The organism is Alloscardovia sp. HMSC034E08, assembly GCF_001813415.1.
GTDB classification, from domain to species: domain Bacteria; phylum Actinomycetota; class Actinomycetes; order Actinomycetales; family Bifidobacteriaceae; genus Alloscardovia; species Alloscardovia omnicolens.
In genome coordinates this window covers 581384-597839 of sequence record NZ_KV812468.1, presented here as the reverse complement: position 1 = coordinate 597839, position 16456 = coordinate 581384, and the positions used below count along the sequence as shown (strand labels likewise).

Annotated in this window: 14 protein-coding genes and 2 tRNA genes; 4 read left to right on the top strand and 12 right to left on the bottom strand. The window is 48.9% G+C overall.

Annotated features, from left to right (window positions below; genetic code table 11):
- The first annotated feature begins 325 nt into the window (after positions 1-325).
- The 3 genes from HMPREF2909_RS09835 to HMPREF2909_RS04045 are packed head-to-tail and all read left to right on the top strand — an operon-like array spanning position 326 to position 3370.
- Positions 326-526, top strand: a complete 201-nt coding sequence (locus HMPREF2909_RS09835; protein WP_071415324.1) for an SHOCT domain-containing protein — start codon at positions 326-328, stop codon at positions 524-526.
- A gap of 40 nt (positions 527-566) precedes the next feature.
- Positions 567-1817 (top strand): recombinase family protein, encoded by a 1251-nt coding sequence (locus HMPREF2909_RS04050; RefSeq protein ID WP_071415323.1) that lies wholly within the window; start codon positions 567-569, stop codon positions 1815-1817.
- Positions 1817-3370: a recombinase family protein gene (locus HMPREF2909_RS04045; RefSeq protein WP_071415322.1), complete on the top strand. Its 1554-nt coding sequence runs from the start codon at positions 1817-1819 to the stop codon at positions 3368-3370. The genes HMPREF2909_RS04050 and HMPREF2909_RS04045 overlap by 1 nt, the downstream gene beginning before the upstream one ends.
- 182 nt (positions 3371-3552) lie before the next feature.
- Here the strand turns inward: HMPREF2909_RS04045 and HMPREF2909_RS04040 are convergent.
- From HMPREF2909_RS04040 to HMPREF2909_RS03995, 10 genes are all read right to left on the bottom strand, one after another.
- A tRNA-Ala gene (locus tag HMPREF2909_RS04040) sits at positions 3553-3625 on the bottom strand.
- A gap of 67 nt (positions 3626-3692) precedes the next feature.
- Positions 3693-4442 carry a histidine phosphatase family protein gene (locus tag HMPREF2909_RS04035; RefSeq protein ID WP_084797246.1) on the bottom strand — a complete coding sequence of 250 codons (750 nt, stop codon included), beginning with the start codon at positions 4440-4442 and terminating at the stop codon, positions 3693-3695.
- A gap of 10 nt (positions 4443-4452) precedes the next feature.
- On the bottom strand, positions 4453-4842 hold the full coding sequence (rsfS, locus tag HMPREF2909_RS04030; protein WP_071415321.1) for a ribosome silencing factor: 390 nt from the start codon (positions 4840-4842) through the stop codon (positions 4453-4455).
- Between the two features lie 16 nt (positions 4843-4858).
- Positions 4859-6250 carry a bifunctional UDP-N-acetylglucosamine diphosphorylase/glucosamine-1-phosphate N-acetyltransferase GlmU gene (glmU, locus tag HMPREF2909_RS04025; protein WP_071415320.1) on the bottom strand — a complete coding sequence of 464 codons (1392 nt, stop codon included), beginning with the start codon at positions 6248-6250 and terminating at the stop codon, positions 4859-4861.
- A gap of 12 nt (positions 6251-6262) precedes the next feature.
- Positions 6263-7066, bottom strand: a complete 804-nt coding sequence (locus HMPREF2909_RS04020; RefSeq protein WP_022856499.1) for an HAD-IIA family hydrolase — start codon at positions 7064-7066, stop codon at positions 6263-6265.
- Positions 7067-7143: 77 nt separating this feature from the next.
- A tRNA-Gln gene (locus HMPREF2909_RS04015) sits at positions 7144-7214 on the bottom strand.
- 202 nt (positions 7215-7416) lie between these two features.
- A complete protein-coding gene (locus HMPREF2909_RS04010) occupies positions 7417-8430 on the bottom strand; it encodes a ribose-phosphate diphosphokinase (protein ID WP_071415319.1) in 1014 nt (337 codons plus the stop codon).
- A 114-nt stretch (positions 8431-8544) separates the two neighbouring features.
- Positions 8545-9339, bottom strand: a complete 795-nt coding sequence (gene nadD / locus HMPREF2909_RS04005) for a nicotinate-nucleotide adenylyltransferase (RefSeq protein WP_373604534.1) — start codon at positions 9337-9339, stop codon at positions 8545-8547.
- 75 nt (positions 9340-9414) lie between these two features.
- A complete protein-coding gene (locus HMPREF2909_RS04000) occupies positions 9415-9954 on the bottom strand; it encodes a hypothetical protein (RefSeq protein WP_071415974.1) in 540 nt (179 codons plus the stop codon).
- Positions 9955-9986: 32 nt separating this feature from the next.
- Positions 9987-11372: a glutamate-5-semialdehyde dehydrogenase gene (locus HMPREF2909_RS03995; protein ID WP_080658312.1), complete on the bottom strand. Its 1386-nt coding sequence runs from the start codon at positions 11370-11372 to the stop codon at positions 9987-9989.
- A gap of 215 nt (positions 11373-11587) precedes the next feature.
- Between HMPREF2909_RS03995 and thrC the strand changes: the two genes are divergently transcribed.
- Positions 11588-13111, top strand: coding sequence for a threonine synthase (gene thrC / locus HMPREF2909_RS03990; RefSeq protein ID WP_210387905.1), 1524 nt, complete (start codon positions 11588-11590; stop codon positions 13109-13111).
- Positions 13112-13776: 665 nt separating this feature from the next.
- On the opposite strand, the gene recN is transcribed toward thrC, so the two are convergent.
- Both recN and HMPREF2909_RS03980 read right to left on the bottom strand, forming a co-directional pair.
- Complete coding sequence (gene recN, locus HMPREF2909_RS03985; protein WP_071415317.1) at positions 13777-15480, bottom strand: DNA repair protein RecN; 1704 nt, start codon at positions 15478-15480, stop codon at positions 13777-13779.
- A complete protein-coding gene (locus tag HMPREF2909_RS03980; protein ID WP_071415316.1) occupies positions 15480-16394 on the bottom strand; it encodes an NAD kinase in 915 nt (304 codons plus the stop codon). Before HMPREF2909_RS03980 ends, recN begins: the two co-directional genes overlap by 1 nt.
- Positions 16395-16456: the final 62 nt, after the last annotated feature.

The following is a 16456-nucleotide window of genomic DNA, read 5'->3' as shown; positions in this document are numbered from 1 at the left end:
TTAGCCAGATCCTGGGTTTGCCACCAACATCGGTTCTTCGTTTTGTTAATGACCTTCCAGCAAGCACCACCCGTGTTCCTGATGATGTGCTCGGTTGGTGCCCGTGGTGTGGGGGTCGTCTATATCGACGTACCGACGGTAAGCAGCAGCGTTTTTGTAGCGAGGAGCATCGGCGTGCCTGGTGGAAAGCACACCCTGAGGCGAAAAGGCGCACTGCTATCTATATCTTCACCTGCGCTGGCTGCGCAACCACATTCACTGCCTACGGCAACAAGAAACGCAAGTATTGCTCCCATGCCTGCTACGTGACCCACAGAGGCACGGCATGAAAGCGGTTCAGATGAAACATGAGGCAGTCTGCAGGGTCACGCTCGCACTTGCCGAAAAACTCCGCGTAGCCGGTGCCATCTCTCAGGCTGATTATCAGCGGATACGAGATACTCTCATTGGTTCGTATCATCCTGCGATTATGGCGCTGTTATTGCCACAGCCACTGGATAAATCTGGGCTTCAGAGTGATGTATAGAAGCAAAGGTTCACACCGAACGTGATACAAGGAGACGCGCATGAAAATCCGCAAACTACCACCCAAACCAGCAGCGTTGAAGCTCACGCGGGTAGCGGCGTATGTGCGGGTCTCACGCGAATCCGAGCGCCTCACCCACTCGTTCTCTGCTCAGGTCTCCTACTACAACAAGCTCATCACGAACACCCCGGGCTGGGAATACGCCGGGGTCTACAGCGACTACGCAACGACAGGTACGTCTATCTCGGGGCGCGGCGAGTTCAACCAGATGATCGAGCAAGCACTCGCAGGGAGCATCGACATTATTCTCACCAAATCCATCTCGCGGTTCGCTCGCAACACCGTCGACCTACTCACCACTGTGCGAGCCCTGAAAGCTGCTGGGGTGAGCGTGCGTTTTGAACGTGAAAACATCGACACCGCTAACGCTGAAGGCGAAGTCCTCCTCACTTTACTAGCCTCGTTCGCGCAAGCTGAATCCGAATCTATCTCGGCTAATGCGAAGTGGGGCATCCGTAAAAAGTACAAGGATGGGCTGTTGCATTCGCGCCACCCCTATGGATACCTCTACCACCACGGCCAGCTCGACATTATTGAAGAAGAAGCCGTGATTGTGCGGCGTGTGTTTGCCGAGTTTCTTGAAGGTATCAGCCCGGAGAAAACCTGCAAACAAATGAACCAAGAGGGTTTGCGTTCACGTGGTGGCGGCAAGTTCAGCGCCTCGGTGACCCGCGATTGGCTGGAGAACCCCACCTATATCGGTACCGCAATCTTGCAACAGTACTTCAGTGCTCACGCCGGAGATAACACACCGACTCTGAATCGTGGCGAGCTGGATAAATATATTGTGGAAGACTCCCACCCGCCGATTATCGAGCGTAGCGTTTTTTATGCCGTTCAAGCAGAGCTAGCTAGGCGGCGTGCCACGGGCGGACGCGGCTTGACCCCAACCGGTGGCAGTAGCGCTCTTACGCACCGTATCACCTGCACTATCTGTGGCAGGAACTATCATCGGCGTACCCGCCGCTTGGCACACTCGACTTATAAATACTGGTGGTGCGAAACCGCCACGAAAGGCAAGGGCAACCCCTGTCATGCTCATCAACTACGAGAAGAACACCTGCACGCCATCATCAAACGCCTACTTGGGCTTCATGCTTGGGACAACCAACAGGTTATCGAACAAATCGAGCAGATCGAGGCCAGCCCAAACTGGGTCCTGACCATCCACCTCAGCAGTGGGAACACTGCCACGATTAACTGCCGCACCGGTGAGGAGGTGACTGCCTGATGCCACGGATTACCGCTATCCCTGCCACCAAAAAGATACACACCTCACCCACGGCTTTGCCCTCGCTTCGCCGCGTAGCTGGGTATGCTCGCGTCTCCACCGATGACGCTGACCAGGCGAACTCCTATGAGGCGCAAGTGGATTATTACGAGCACTACATCAAAAACCACGACGGCTGGCAATACGTCGACATCTACACCGATGAAGGAATCTCTGGCACTTCCACGAAACACCGTGACGGATTCAACCGCATGATAGCTGATGCTCTCTCAGGAAGAATCGACTTAATCGTCACCAAAAGCGTCTCCCGTTTTGCTCGCAACACCGTCGACTCCTTGACAACCGTGAGGAAGTTGAAAGATAAAGGCGTGGAGGTGTTTTTCGAGAAAGAAAACATCTGGACCCTCGACTCCAAAGGCGAACTCCTCATCACCATCATGTCAAGCCTTGCCCAAGAAGAATCCAGATCCATCTCCGAGAACGTCACGTGGGGTCAGCGTAAACGCTTTGCCGACGGGAAAGTAAATATGCCATTCAAGAACTTCCTCGGCTACGACCGCGGCCCAGGCGGCAAGCCCGTCATTAACCCTGAGCAAGCCGAAACAGTACGCCGCATCTACCGCCACTACCTCGAAGGCATGAGCATCCCCCAAATCGCGGCATCATTAGATGCGGACGGAATACTGACCCCTCGGCGTAAACACAAATGGAGCCACACCACCATCCAATCCATCCTCACCAACGAGAAATATAAAGGCGATGCTCTGCTACAAAAATCCTTCACCGTCGATTTCCTCACCAAGGCTGTGAAAACCAACGAGGGCGAAGTGCTCCAGTATTACGTGACCGGATCTCACCCAGCCATCATCGACCCTGAAACGTGGGAACTCACCCAAGCGGAATTCGCGGCTCGAGGTAACGGCCGACGCGAGCGAGTGTTCACAGGCAAGGTTTACTGTACTCACTGCGGCGCAGCCTATGGCAGCAAAACGTGGCACTCCACAAGCAAGTATCGCGCCGTCATCTGGCAATGCAACCACAAATTCTCTACACCTCACCCAGGTAAAATGCCGATCCTGCGCGATGAACAACTCCAAGCCATGTTCCAGAGCGCGCTCGCCCAGCTCATCGAGCAACGCGGCCTCATTGACTGGAAACTCCTCGAATCCGTACTCACCGACACCAGCGAGCTGGAAACCAAAGCTGCTGAGCAAGCTGCTGAAGTAGAAATCGCCACGAAACTGATAGAGCAAGCTATCAACGCGAATGCGCATCACTCCCAAAACCAAGACGACTACCACCAGCGCTTCACCCAGCTCGAAACCCGCCAGCGCGAAACCATTACCGCCTACGAAGCAACCACGGCGGAGATTGAACGGCGCACAGGCATCAAAGCCACACTCAACCACTACCGGCGCACCCTCACCACACTAGAAAGTGTAGGCGACTTTAACCCCGCCACCTTCCACGCCCTGTGCCAACGCATCGAGATAGCACCAAGTGGCAAAGCGACCGTGATCTGGAAAGACGGAACCAGCACACAAGCGCAATAGCGGCAAAGCTCCCCAAATAGAAAGCCAGCACCGATCATTTCGGTTGCTGGCTTTCTATTTGTCCAGCTCAACACAACAATTTCGCGTAACCCCTATTTTGGAGCAAACAAGCAATTTTTGGAGCAAAACTCGAAAACAAAACCTGCTGGCGCGAAATTGTATCAACACCAGCAGGCAGTTAGTGGAGCTAACGGGATTCGAACCCGTGACCCCCTGCATGCCATGCAGATGCGCTACCAGCTGCGCCATAGCCCCAAAGCCTTTTACACTATACACAAAGGTGCGAAAAAGTGCAACCAATCTGTGTCTTGCGAGCAAAAGCTTAAATCTGCGGATTGTTCCAATCTCCGCGGTAAGCAGCAACCGGACCATGTGCATAATCGATCAAACGGTAGCGTTCGCTACCATCAGGCATATCGAAAAGCATCAGACGCGTCCAAAAACCGTTAGACATGCTTACAAGGTCAGCGAAGTCATCGTGGAAATCGCTCCACCCCATCAACGTGTTCACAGTCTGGTTAATCCACGCGCCATGCGAGAAAACAAAAAGTTCAGTATCGGAATTCACCCGATGCACCCACTCGTTCACCGCTTGCGCGCCGCGCGCACCCACAACATCCTTAGGCTCTGCCCCATGATTAAGCTCACCATTGCCGAAGTTGCGCCAACTTTCGAAATCTTGCGGCCAACGCTCCTTCATCTCAGAAACAGGCATGCCCTCAAGCTCGCCAAAATTGCGCTCCTGCACACGCTCATCAACTTGCACATCCAAACCGAGCGTATCGGCAAAAGCGTGCGCAGTTTCCTGAGCGCGACCCAGCGTGGAGGCCACGACTAACTGCTTGCGCTCTGGCTGAGAATCAACGTAGAGAGAACGCAAATCTTCTGCAGTGCGCGCAACCTGCCAGCGACCAATCTCGTCAAGAGGAATATCAATCTGACCTTGCAAGCGGTGCTCAGCGTTATACTGCGTGCGACCGTGACGAACAAGCGTCACAAAGCGTGCGTGATGTGCAAAACCCTGCGAGCTAGCCGTAATATCGTTGAGCGCGGATTCTTTTGCAGACGTCATAAAACTCGCTCTACTCCGCGTGTTCTGTATCCGCGCGCTCAGGAAGCTGCAGATCGATGCGTGGGCACTGGCTCCACAAGCGTTCCAAATCATAGAAGTCACGCGAATCCTGATCCATCACGTGCACCACGATATTGCCAAAATCAAGCAGCACCCACTGACCTTCGTCCAAACCTTCACGTTCACGAGGGTTAGTACTCAACTGCAGATGCATCTGCTTTTCCACTTCCTCGGCAATAGACAGCACGTGGCGAGGCGAAGAGCCTGTGGCAATCAGAAAAATATCTGTTAAGCCTAAAGTTTCAGACACATCGAAGGCCACAATATCTGCGCCCTTCATCTCGTCTGCACCGGCTGCAGCTATGCGTGCTGCATCAATAGATTCTTTAAAAGCTGTCACTTACTATCCTTACTTCTTACTTTCCATCGCGTTCCCATTGTGGCTTCCAGTTATCCACCACATGCTGGGTATTTTCGGAATACACCATGGCGTCTGCTGGCACATCATGGCGCACTACTGAGCCCGAACCTGTGGTTACGTTATCGCCCACCCTTACTGGGGCAACAAACATATTGCCCGCACCCACATGCACATGCGCGCCAATCTCAGTATGATGCTTATGCACACCGTCATAGTTGGCAGTAATAGTTCCACCGCCAATATTCGTATGATGTGCCACATGAGCATCTCCCACATAACTCAAATGTGGAACCTTCGTTCCCTCATCGATGTGAGCGTTCTTCATCTCCACGAAAGCGCCCGCCTTCGTATGTGCTGCAAGCTCATTACCTGGACGCAAGTAGGTCCATGGGCCAATCGTTGCTTCCTCGCCGATATGAGTCTTCTCGATGCGAGAACGCTCAACAGTGGCACCACGCTCAATAACAGCGTTAATCAGCGTTGTATCTGGGCCAATTACTGCATGAGCGGCTACGCGAGTATTACCTTGCAGATAAGAACTTGGCAAAATAACAGCATCAGCTTCTAACTGCACGTCATCCTCAATCCATGTAGTATCTGGATCGAGAATAGATACGCCCTGACGCATCCAATACTCACAAATTTCTTGATTATGCGCTTTCGCTAACTTCGATAATTGCACACGGTCGTTTACGCCTTCAACGCGCAAAGGATTATCAACAGTAACAATACCGACCGTACCCATTTCGCGCGCATACGCTAAGGCATCTGTTAAATAGAACTCTTGCTGAGCATTTGATGACTTAATCTTTTCGATGGACTGCGCTAAAACTTGAGCATCGAAAGCGTAGACAGAGGTATTAACCTCATGAACAGCAAGCTCTTTCTCAGAACCATCTTTCTGCTCAACGATACGAATGAATCCGCCAGCAGAGTCACGAATAATACGTCCATAACCGAACGGATTATCCAAAACGCAGCTCAAAATAGTAGCAACGTTTTCGCTCTTTTCATGTTCGCGCACCAAAGAGGTCAAAGTGTTACCGTCCAGCATTGGCATATCGCCTGCTGTAATAAGGATTGTGCCCTTATCTGCCCCGTTGTCTCGCAACTCGTTCATCGCGCACTGCACGGCACGACCGGTTCCAGGAAGCTCATCCTGCTGCACGATAACGGCGTTCTGATTATAGGTGAGCGCTGCTTCGGCAACTTTTTGAGCTTGATGGCGTACTACAACAGCAATCGATGATGGTTGGGTAGCTTGAACTGCCAGCATAACGCGCTGTAAGAAAGTTTTTCCTGCTAAAGCATGCAATACTTTCGGCGTGGCTGACTTCATACGAGTGCCTTCACCGGCGGCTAATACGACTGCTGCTGTAATACTCATTCTGTGTGAATCCTACTCTTCTACTTCTTCTACAACGCCAGACTCTGCGATAGGAATAAGATCTGCGATGGAGTTAACCACGTGGCTTGGGCGGAATGGATAATCCTCCACCTGATCCTTCTGTGTTACACCGGTGAGGGTGAGGAAGGTATGCAAACCAGCTTCTACACCTGCAATAACGTCAGTATCCATGCGATCACCAATCATTGCAGTGTTGGCAGAGTGGCCACCTACGCGGTTCAAAGCGGTACGGAACATAATTGGGTTTGGCTTACCAATGAAGTATGGTTCGCGACCTGTTACATTCGTAATCAACGCTGCAACCGCACCTGTGGATGGCAAAATACCCTGATCGCTTGGACCAGCATTATCTGGATTCGTGCAGATGAAGCGTGCGCCATCCAAGATCAAACGAATAGCAGTCGTAATTGCTTCAAACGAGTAGTTGCGCGTCTCACCCAAAATCACATAATCCGGGTTGCGATCAGACAAAATGTAGCCTGCCTCATGCAAAGCGGTCGTCAAGCCTGCCTCGCCAATCACATATGCCGAACCGCGAGGAATAGTCTGCGAAACAAACTGCGCGGTTGCTAAAGCGGACGTCCAAATATTCTCTTCTGGAATTTCAATGCCCGACAACTTCAAACGTGCAGACAAGTCACGAGGAGTATACATAGGATTATTGGTGAGCACCAAGAAATTGCGATCGTTATCGCGCAATGTCTTAATAAAATCGGCTGCACCCGGCAATGCACGTTGTTCGTGAACAAGCACACCATCCATGTCTGTGAGCCATGTATTGATTTGTACAGTCACTGTACACGACCTTTCTATTGTTATTCATATAAAAAAGCCGACGTCGCAGACCACGCTGGACGCCGGCTTCCCAGCAGCTCCCCCACCTGGATTCGAACCAAGACTAAGGGTTCCAAAGACCCGTGTGCTGCCATTACACCATGGGGGAATATCCACTAGAGAACTGTACCACAGGATAGAAACTTCTGTGACACACATGTCGAAATTCTCGTGGAAGTCTTTAATTTTAGCGGTTTTTAGCGTTTTAACGTGTTAAAAACGGTTTCGAGATTGCGCTGTAAGCATGAAGCGTGTTGCACAATCTCTAATGCACAAACGCTACGCACAACCTCTCTAGCCGTCATACGTCTTTAGCCGAACTGGAACTGACCCTGATGATGTGTTGGATAATTATTAAACACATTCGCCATAGAGGTATCTTCGAATACCGCTCGAATACCAGAAGCCAAAAGTGGCGCAATACTCAAAACAGTTAAGCCATCCCAACGCTTTTCCTGAGGAACAGGAACAGTATTAGTAATAACTACCTCACGTGCACCGCAGTTCTTCAAACGCTCTACAGCAGGATCGGAAAGCACACCGTGTGTTGCCACAACAGTTACAGACTTTGCTCCTGCGTTCATAATCACATGGCAAGCTTCAGCAATAGTGCCGCCAGTATCAATCAAATCGTCTACAAGCACGCAATCCTTGCTTTCAACCTCACCCACTACGCGGTTAGCCACAGCATGATTTGGACGAGTAATATCGCGAGTCTTGTGCACGAAGGACAATGGTGCGCCACCCATGCGCTGTGCCCACTGCTCAGCTACCTTAATACGACCCGCATCTGGAGAGACCACAGCAACATTAGATAAATCGAGGCGGTCGCGCACATAATCAACCAGAACAGGCATGGCCTGAAGATGATCTACAGGACCATCGAAGAAACCCTGAGACTGTGCTGCATGCAAATCCACAGACATAATGCGATCTGCACCTGCTGTGTGCAAAAGATCGAAAACGAGACGTGAAGAAATAGGTTCACGACCCTGATGCTTCTTATCCTGACGCGAATAAGGCATCAATGGGCATACTGCAGTAATGGAATTTGCAGAAGCACGCTTAAGAGCATCAATCATAATAAGATGCTCCATAATAAACTTGTTCGTTTGTTGTGTTGCAGTTTGCAGAACGAAAACATCTGCACCACGAACAGATTGCGTATAGCGAATATACATTTCACCATTGGCAAAGTCGTATTGCGTAGTTTCGAGAACATCAACACCAAGTTCTTCTGCTACATCTTTGGCCAATTTAGGGTGGGAACGACCCGTTACCAAAATGAGATTCTTATCAGGCTTGCCTTCGAGGACTGCGCTCACAGTAACTCCAACCAGTTGATGGACAACATTGCTTTTATGGTAACCGCCAATATTGACACTTGAGAGTACTCGAGTTTTGCGTTGAAAACACGATGAAAATGGGTGGACACAAGCTCAGATGAACACGTTAGGAACACGCGGAGAAGTGTGCGTTCCTCTAGGGCGGCAAGACTGTATAAGCTCGTTGTATCTGCTCTTAGAACGCTCGTAAGTTTTAGTGCTCTCCTGCGCTTGAGATAAATATAAACCGTGTTTCGTAATGTATTGCACCACGCCATCTGGTACCAAATACCACACTGGCTCTCCACGGCTAGACCGACGGCGAATATCAGTAGAAGAAATAGCCAAAGCAGGAATTTCAATCACGTCCACAGCACCATCGGGAACATCTAAACTATTCGTATCCATAGCGTATCCAGGGCGCGTTACTCCTACGAAATGCGCCAAAGACCACATATCGTCAGCATCTTTCCACCTCATAATTTCTGCCAATGCGTCCACACCAGTAATAAAGAAAAGCTCAGCATCAGGACGCATAGTTCGAATATCGCGCAGAGTATCGATGGTATAGGTAATACCTGGACGGTCAATATCTACACGCGAAACAGTAAAGCTAGGGTTAGATGCCGTGGCAATAACCGTCATCAGGTAACGATCTTCTGGGTTAGTTACCACTTTATTTTGTTTGAAAACAGGACGCCCTGTTGGAACGAAAATAACTTCATCTAAATCGTATACCCACGCAACCTCTGAAGCAGCAACCAAGTGACCGTTATGAATAGGATCAAAAGTGCCACCCATAATGCCCACACGAGGATGTTCATGGATACGTCCGCGCTTTGACCTCTTTTTAAGAGCTAAGCGAGACGAATCATTTAATCGAGACGTAAGTTGAGACATAGATCGCATGTCTGCAGTATCCACCGTATGAACTTTTTCAGTCTTTTCGGTCGTAGATGCCATAGAGAGGATAATCCTTATATATTATTTCTTTTCAGTGCCGTTAGTAGCGTCTGTTTCAGCTTGATTATTGCTGTTTTCGCTGCCGTTCGCGTTATCAGCAGCCTCTTCGTCCGCGCGTAACTGCTCTTCTTCATCCCACTGACGTTGCACATAACGGCGGATTTCTGCGTACGTTGGCAACAGGAAGTCTGGTTGATACGCTTTGCGTACACGCGCAACGTATTCGCTGATATGAATAAGTGTATCCGCCATACGCGCTGCGTCACCATTAAGTTCTGCTTCGCGGAAAACGACGATGCGCTTTTCCAGCTCCATAACCAGTTCCGCTACGTTCTCTATATTCTGAGCATCTTGCACATCGTTTGCATCATTATCTGGCCAGCCAATGAGCACTGCATCAGAATATTCCAAAGCACTACGCTCCTCTACCCCAGCAATACCATCTTCAATAGCTACAACGAAAACGTAACGCGCAGTACTTAAACGTTCAGAAGCTACACGCAGCAGGGTGCGAGGGTTCTCCTGCTCAGCCACAATAAGAATATCCGCGCTCGCCAGCATATCGTTTGCCTGAGTTTTCTCGTTCAGAGTCATTATGCACGCACCTGTCCTGTGCCGTAACCTACCCAATGAGTAGTTGTTAATTCTTTCAATCCCATTGGGCCGCGCACATGCATTTTCTGCGTGGAAATCCCCAATTCGGCGCCGAATCCAAACATTCCTCCATCGGTAAAGCGCGTGGAGGCATTGACCATAATCACAGCAGAATTTACAGTGCGTGTAAACTGCTCAATAATAGAATAATCTTCGCTCATAATAGCTTCAGTATGTCCGGTCGAATGAGCGTTAATATGCGCCACAGCTTCCTGCACACTATCGACCACGTGAATGCCGAGTATATAGTCTAAGTACTCTGTATCCCAATCTTCATCGGTGGCATGCTGTGCTTCATAGCCGGCAGCAGTTAAAATCTCAAAGGCACGTTGGTCTGCACGCAAACTCACATTAAACTCTTTCAAAACCTGGGCGGCGGCAGGTAAGAAATCAGCGGCTACGTCAGCATGCACAAGAAGTTTTTCAGCAGCATTGCACACGCCCACTCGCTGCGTTTTAGCATTGACCAAAATAGGCAATGCCTTAGCAAAATCAGCACTGGAATCTATATAAATATGCACATTGCCAGCGCCCGTTTCAATCACAGGAACAGTAGCGTTATTCGACACATATTGAATCAGACCAGCGCTACCGCGAGGCACCAGCAAATCCACATAGCCACGCGCCTTCATAAGAGCCTGAGCGCCTTCACGACCATAAGAATCTACAGAACTGACAGCATCTGCACTAATTCCCTGTTCTTCCAACACTTCTTGCACAATGGCAATAGTGGCAGCATTCGTACGCTCTGCCGCATGACCGCCACGCACAATAACAGCATTGCCTGACTTAAGACACAAGCCAATCACGTCCACTGTTACATTTGGACGAGCCTCATAAATCATACCCACAACACCCATAGGTACGCGCGACTGCACTAAACGCATACCGTTTTCCATAGTTATGCCATGCACAACCTCGCCCACAGGATCCGGCAAAGCAATAACTGTGCGCAAACCTTCCACACTGGCATGCACACGCTGAGCATTAAAGAGCAGACGATCGAGCAAACCTTCGCTCATGCCCTCTGCTCGAGCCGCTTGCATATCTAAGGCGTTTGCCTGCTCAATACGCTCGGCTTGGGCATCTAATGCATCACACACTGCTGCCAGCACTGTGTTTTTCTGATGTGTGGTCATGGTGTCGAGGGCGCGTTGCGCTTTTCGGGCGCGGGTTGCCAGGTCTTGGACGGCGCGCTGGGTTTGGTCTGCGGCAGTTTGGGTTTGGGCGTTCCCAGCTACAAGATTTTCGTCGGTTCCGCTCGAGCTAAAGTCAGCGCGAGAACCAGCCTGCGAGTCAGCTGCAGATTCAAAAGTATCAGTCATAGTCTCATTGTATGCAATGGCTGGCACATTGAGGGCAGTACTCACGGTAAAATTGAGACATTATTCTTATAATTCTTCTAAGAGCTCATTCAAGTGGCAATATTAAGAAGACTAAGGGAAAATGACGAGATTAAAAGTAATCGACTAGATTAAAAGTAATCGCGTGAACGACCGAGAATAAACGTAGACACATAGACACTTAGAGTGAAAGGCAAATCGTGGAACTTTTTCACAGCACTCGCAGCACAGCTATTCAGGTGACCGCTAAGCAGGCCATTCGTCAAGGTATTGCCGATGACGGTGGTTTATTCGTTAACGACTCCTTAGGATCTACTCGTGTCGATGTAGAGTCTCTTCCTGGAAAAAGCTATCAGGAGATTGCTTTAGAAGTTTTAAGCGCTTTGCTTCCTGATTTTACGCGCGAGGAACTACTCTCCTGCATTGAAGGTGCATATGGTTCAAACTTTAAGGACGAAGATATTACTCCTTTGAGGTCTCTGGGTCTGAACTACGTGCTTGAGCTTTTCCACGGTCCAACTTCCGCTTTTAAAGATGTTGCTTTACAGATTTTGCCTCGTTTTATGGCTCATACCACGGGTTCGCTGGCTGATGCACAGTCTCAGGAAGAGGCACAGGAGCAAGCTAATCGTGTGCTGATTTTGACTGCCACGAGTGGTGACACAGGCAAAGCTGCATTGGAAGGTTTTGCGGATGTTGATTCCACTGGCATTGTGGTCTTTTATCCGGCAGGTCAGGTTAGCGAAGTTCAGCGTTTGCAGATGGTTACTCAGACCGGCTCTAATGTGGGTGTGGTTGCTGTGCGCGGTAACTTTGACGATGCGCAAAGTGGAGTAAAGACTATTTTCGGCGATGCACAGCTTGCTACTGAGTTAGCAGAAACCGCTGGTACCCGCTTGTCGAGCGCGAACTCGATTAATGTTGGTCGCTTGGTTCCTCAGGTTGTGTATTACTTTACCGCTTATGCTCAGCTGCTCTTTACTCAGGAAATTAACTTTGGAGACGAGGTTGATTTTATTGTACCTACGGGCAATTTTGGCGATATTTTGGCGGGTTATTACGCTAAGCGATTGGGCTTGCCTGTTGGCAAGTTAGTCGTGGCCAGCGATAAGAACAACGTTTTGTATGACTTCTTGACGACAGGCGTATACGACCGTAACCGTGATTTCTTCACGACAATTTCTCCAAGTATGGATATTTTGATTTCTTCTAACTTGGAGCGCATGCTTTACTACTTCAGCGAGGGAGATACCGAGTTAATTTCTCGTTTGATGAGTGATTTGGCTACAACAGGTCGTTATGAAGTTCCTGCTGATATTATGACGAAGATTCGTGAGGTCTTTGACTGCGGTTGGGCAGATGAAGATCAAGTACGCACTGCTATTGCTGAATGCTGGCAAGATAATGAGTATGTGATCGATCCTCATACTGCTTGCGCTTACCATGTGCTTGGCACAACTGAGGGTACTCCAACTGCTCCTCGCGTTATTTTGTCTACTGCTAGCCCATATAAGTTCCCACGTGCGGTACTCGAAGCATTAGGACAAGATACTCCAGACAGCGATTTTGCTTGCATGGATGCTCTTCGCGATTTCAGCGGCATGCCTATTCCAGAGAATTTGCGTTCTTTGGAAGGTCAGTCTCCACGTTTTACCGACGAGATTGATGTTAGCGATATGCCTGAGTATGTGAAGACTATGGCAGCTCGTTTCGCGGCATAAACTTCTAACACCATCATAATTGAGGATGACAGTCTACTTTGAACTGTCATTCTCAATTATTATCTCGGAAAACTCTTCAGTGATTCACTGGGATTTTTAGCGGCTCTTCAGTTTTTAGCGGGGTTGAGCAGAAGATGTTGTTTAGTAGGTTCCATTTGATTCCTCCGGCTGTCAAGTGTTAAGACATTGCCCCGATGCGAATGTGGTTATTTTTATGAGTAAAATCGATACGCGCAACCGATATGCCACTTTTGACGCCATTTTTCCGCATCGAAACTGACATAACAGATATATGAATCGGTTAAGCAGAATGCGTCAGAGCAATAGCTCTCCGAATTGAACGCAGTGTGAAGCCTGATTGTGAGGAACAACTGCTAATCACACACCTGCAACCTAAAACCCCGCTAAAATCCCAAGAGCCTTTTTACTGGCTGAGAGACGTGTCATGTACTCATTGCTGTTGTATCTATTACAGCTGAGCTTAAATGTAGCAGATACAGCAAAAACATGCAGACCTTAACACAACAGATTTCGCGTATTCAAAAAATCAAAGAACCATTTTAATGAATGCATGGCTAAGTATGAGGTATAAACTACTCAATACGCTGTGCTCTCATTTCAGGTCAGATTCGTTACGAACGCTTGAATCTAATCCTACACAAGCCCTACAATGTGCTCTGCTCTAATAGTTCTTGCGCGTGCTCTAGAGATGTATTGGATTGAGATCCTGCAAGCATACGAGCAATCTCACGAACACGGTCATCTCCTGTAACCGCCGTAACTGTTGTAGAAGCCGAATCACTCGTTTTCTCTTTTTCTACAACAAACTGTTGATCTGCCCATGCAGCAACCTGCGGTAAATGGGTAACCACAATAATCTGCGCTCCCTGAGCCAGAACAGCTAAACGCTGTCCTAACTGTGCAGCAGCAACACCGCCCACGCCAGCATCAATCTCATCAAAAATCAGTGTCGGCACAGTACCAACAGCTCGGCTATCGCGAGCGTCATGCTTTTTCTCAAAAGCAGCTAATTCTAACGCCAACATTAAACGGCTCAGCTCACCACCAGACGCGCTTTTGCCCACAGGAAGAGCTGGTGAACCAGGGAAAGGAATAAACTCAAAAGCAATATTATCTGCACCATATGCGTCAATATCGTTGCGAGCGCTCACGCTAATCTGAAGAGCCGAACCTTCCATAGCTAAGGAAGTCAGTTCGCTCGTCACGGTTCGCGATAACTCTTCAGCAGCTTGGGTTCGAGTTTGTGTAAGCACAGCCGCTTTTTTCACGCTAACTGTGTAGGCTTCTTTCAGTTCCTCTTCTAGCTGAGCAATTTTCTCTGGAGAAGCATCTAAATCTTCAAGCTCGAACTGCGCTTTTTCTTTCCACTCCAAGACATGCGCAATATCTGGCCCCCATCTTTTCAGAAGCTCATCAATATCGTGAATACGCTCATTGATTGCATCGAGTTCAGCAGGATTCAAATCCTCGGTATCGCTACGAGATAAAGTAAAAACGATATCCTGAAGTTCATCCGAAGCATTTTCCAAACGCTCACTCAACTCTGCTGCTTGATCAATATGGTCAAGACTCTGTAAGGCGTGCGTTGCACGAGCAATCAGATCGAGAACCGACTGTCCGCTGGCATCGTCTCCAGAACCTTCTAAAGCCTGCAAAGCAGTACCATAAGCAGCAATAATTTCAGCAGAATGTTCAATAGCATCGCGACGAGCTTTAAGTTCTTCATCCTCCCCTACCTGCGGATGAACTTCCTCTATGCGCGCTATAGATTCGCGTAAATAATCGATACGAGCAATGGACTGCGTCTGCTCGTTATGCACACGCTCCAGTTTGCTCTTTAACTCGGTATAGGCGCGAAAAGCTTGACTATATTCCTCACGTTGCTCGATATTATCTGCATAAGTGTCGAGAAAGTCACGCTGTTTTGAGGTGCTAGCAATTTTGAGCTGTTCGGATTGTCCGTGGATAGTAACCAATTGCTCGCTAATATCCGATAGAACGGTTCGCGGCACGCTATGACCGTTGAGAACAGCTCGAGACCGTCCAGTGCGCGGTACTGTGCGGTTAATAAAAAGCTGATTATCAACACAGTCGCTTCCTGCAGATTGCGATTGCTCTTCGACCTCGTTATTTCCAGTAACATCAAAAATAGCTTGAACCCAAGCGCGGTCCGCATCAGGACGGACACGTGAAGCCTGAGCAGGAGCGCCAGAAATAAGCTCCACAGCATTGAGAAGCATAGATTTACCTGCGCCAGTTTCACCCGTAATGGCGTTCATTCCCGGATGCACATCAATATGAGCGCTGGTTATTGGACCTAATGAGTGAATTTCAAGTTCTTCGAGCACTACTTCGTGTACCCCTTCTTTTCCAAAGATGTTTCACGCCATCCTTTAACGGGTAAGTCAAATTTACGTACCAAACGGTCAGTAAATAAAGTGCCGCTTAAATGCGCTAAACGCAACACACTTGAAGACTGACGAATACGCACATGCGCGCCGCGCGGAACCACGCATTGGCGGCGACCATCGCAGCAAATCCATCCCTCGCAACTAGATGATTCAAGTACTCGAATATCGAAGGTGGAGGTCGATCCAATAATCAAAGGATGCGTAAACAGAGCATGCGCGGCAATAGGTGTTAATTCTAAAGCTTGAACATCTGGCCAAATAACCGGGCCGCCTGCAGAGAAAGCATAAGCAGTTGAACCTGTTGGTGTTGAAACAATCACGCCATCGCAACCGAAGGAACTTGTAGCAACATCATCAACACTAATGCCCACTTCTACCATGCGCGCGCGATCTTCATGCTCTAAAATCATGTCGTTCAAAGCCCAATCGCATAAAATCTCTTCGCGACCTGGCAAATAGAGTTCTACGGCTGCAATCATACGCTCTTCGATGGTGTAATCACGCTGCGCAATTTTTTCCATAGCAGTTGTCAGCTCGAAACTTTCAAACTCAGCTAAGAAACCCACATGACCAGTATTAATACCCACAATCGGAACATGTGTGCCTTTCACCAGTTCAGCTGCGCGCAAAATCGTACCGTCACCGCCAAGAACCACTACTATTTCCACATCATCGCTGACTGGAGTGGCATGATTACCAAAGTATTGTGTATCAGGAATATCGTCACGAACAATAACTGAAAAACCTAAATGTTGTAGCTGATTAATCGCTGTATTTACCGTAGCATCATTGCGTAGAGCTGCATGAGTAACCACCACTGCTGTGTGCTGTTGATCTGCTTCCTTGCTCATAGCTACCTCCTGATTGTCACGTGCGATTCACTATTCTAGCGTGCACTCATGCCACGATTATT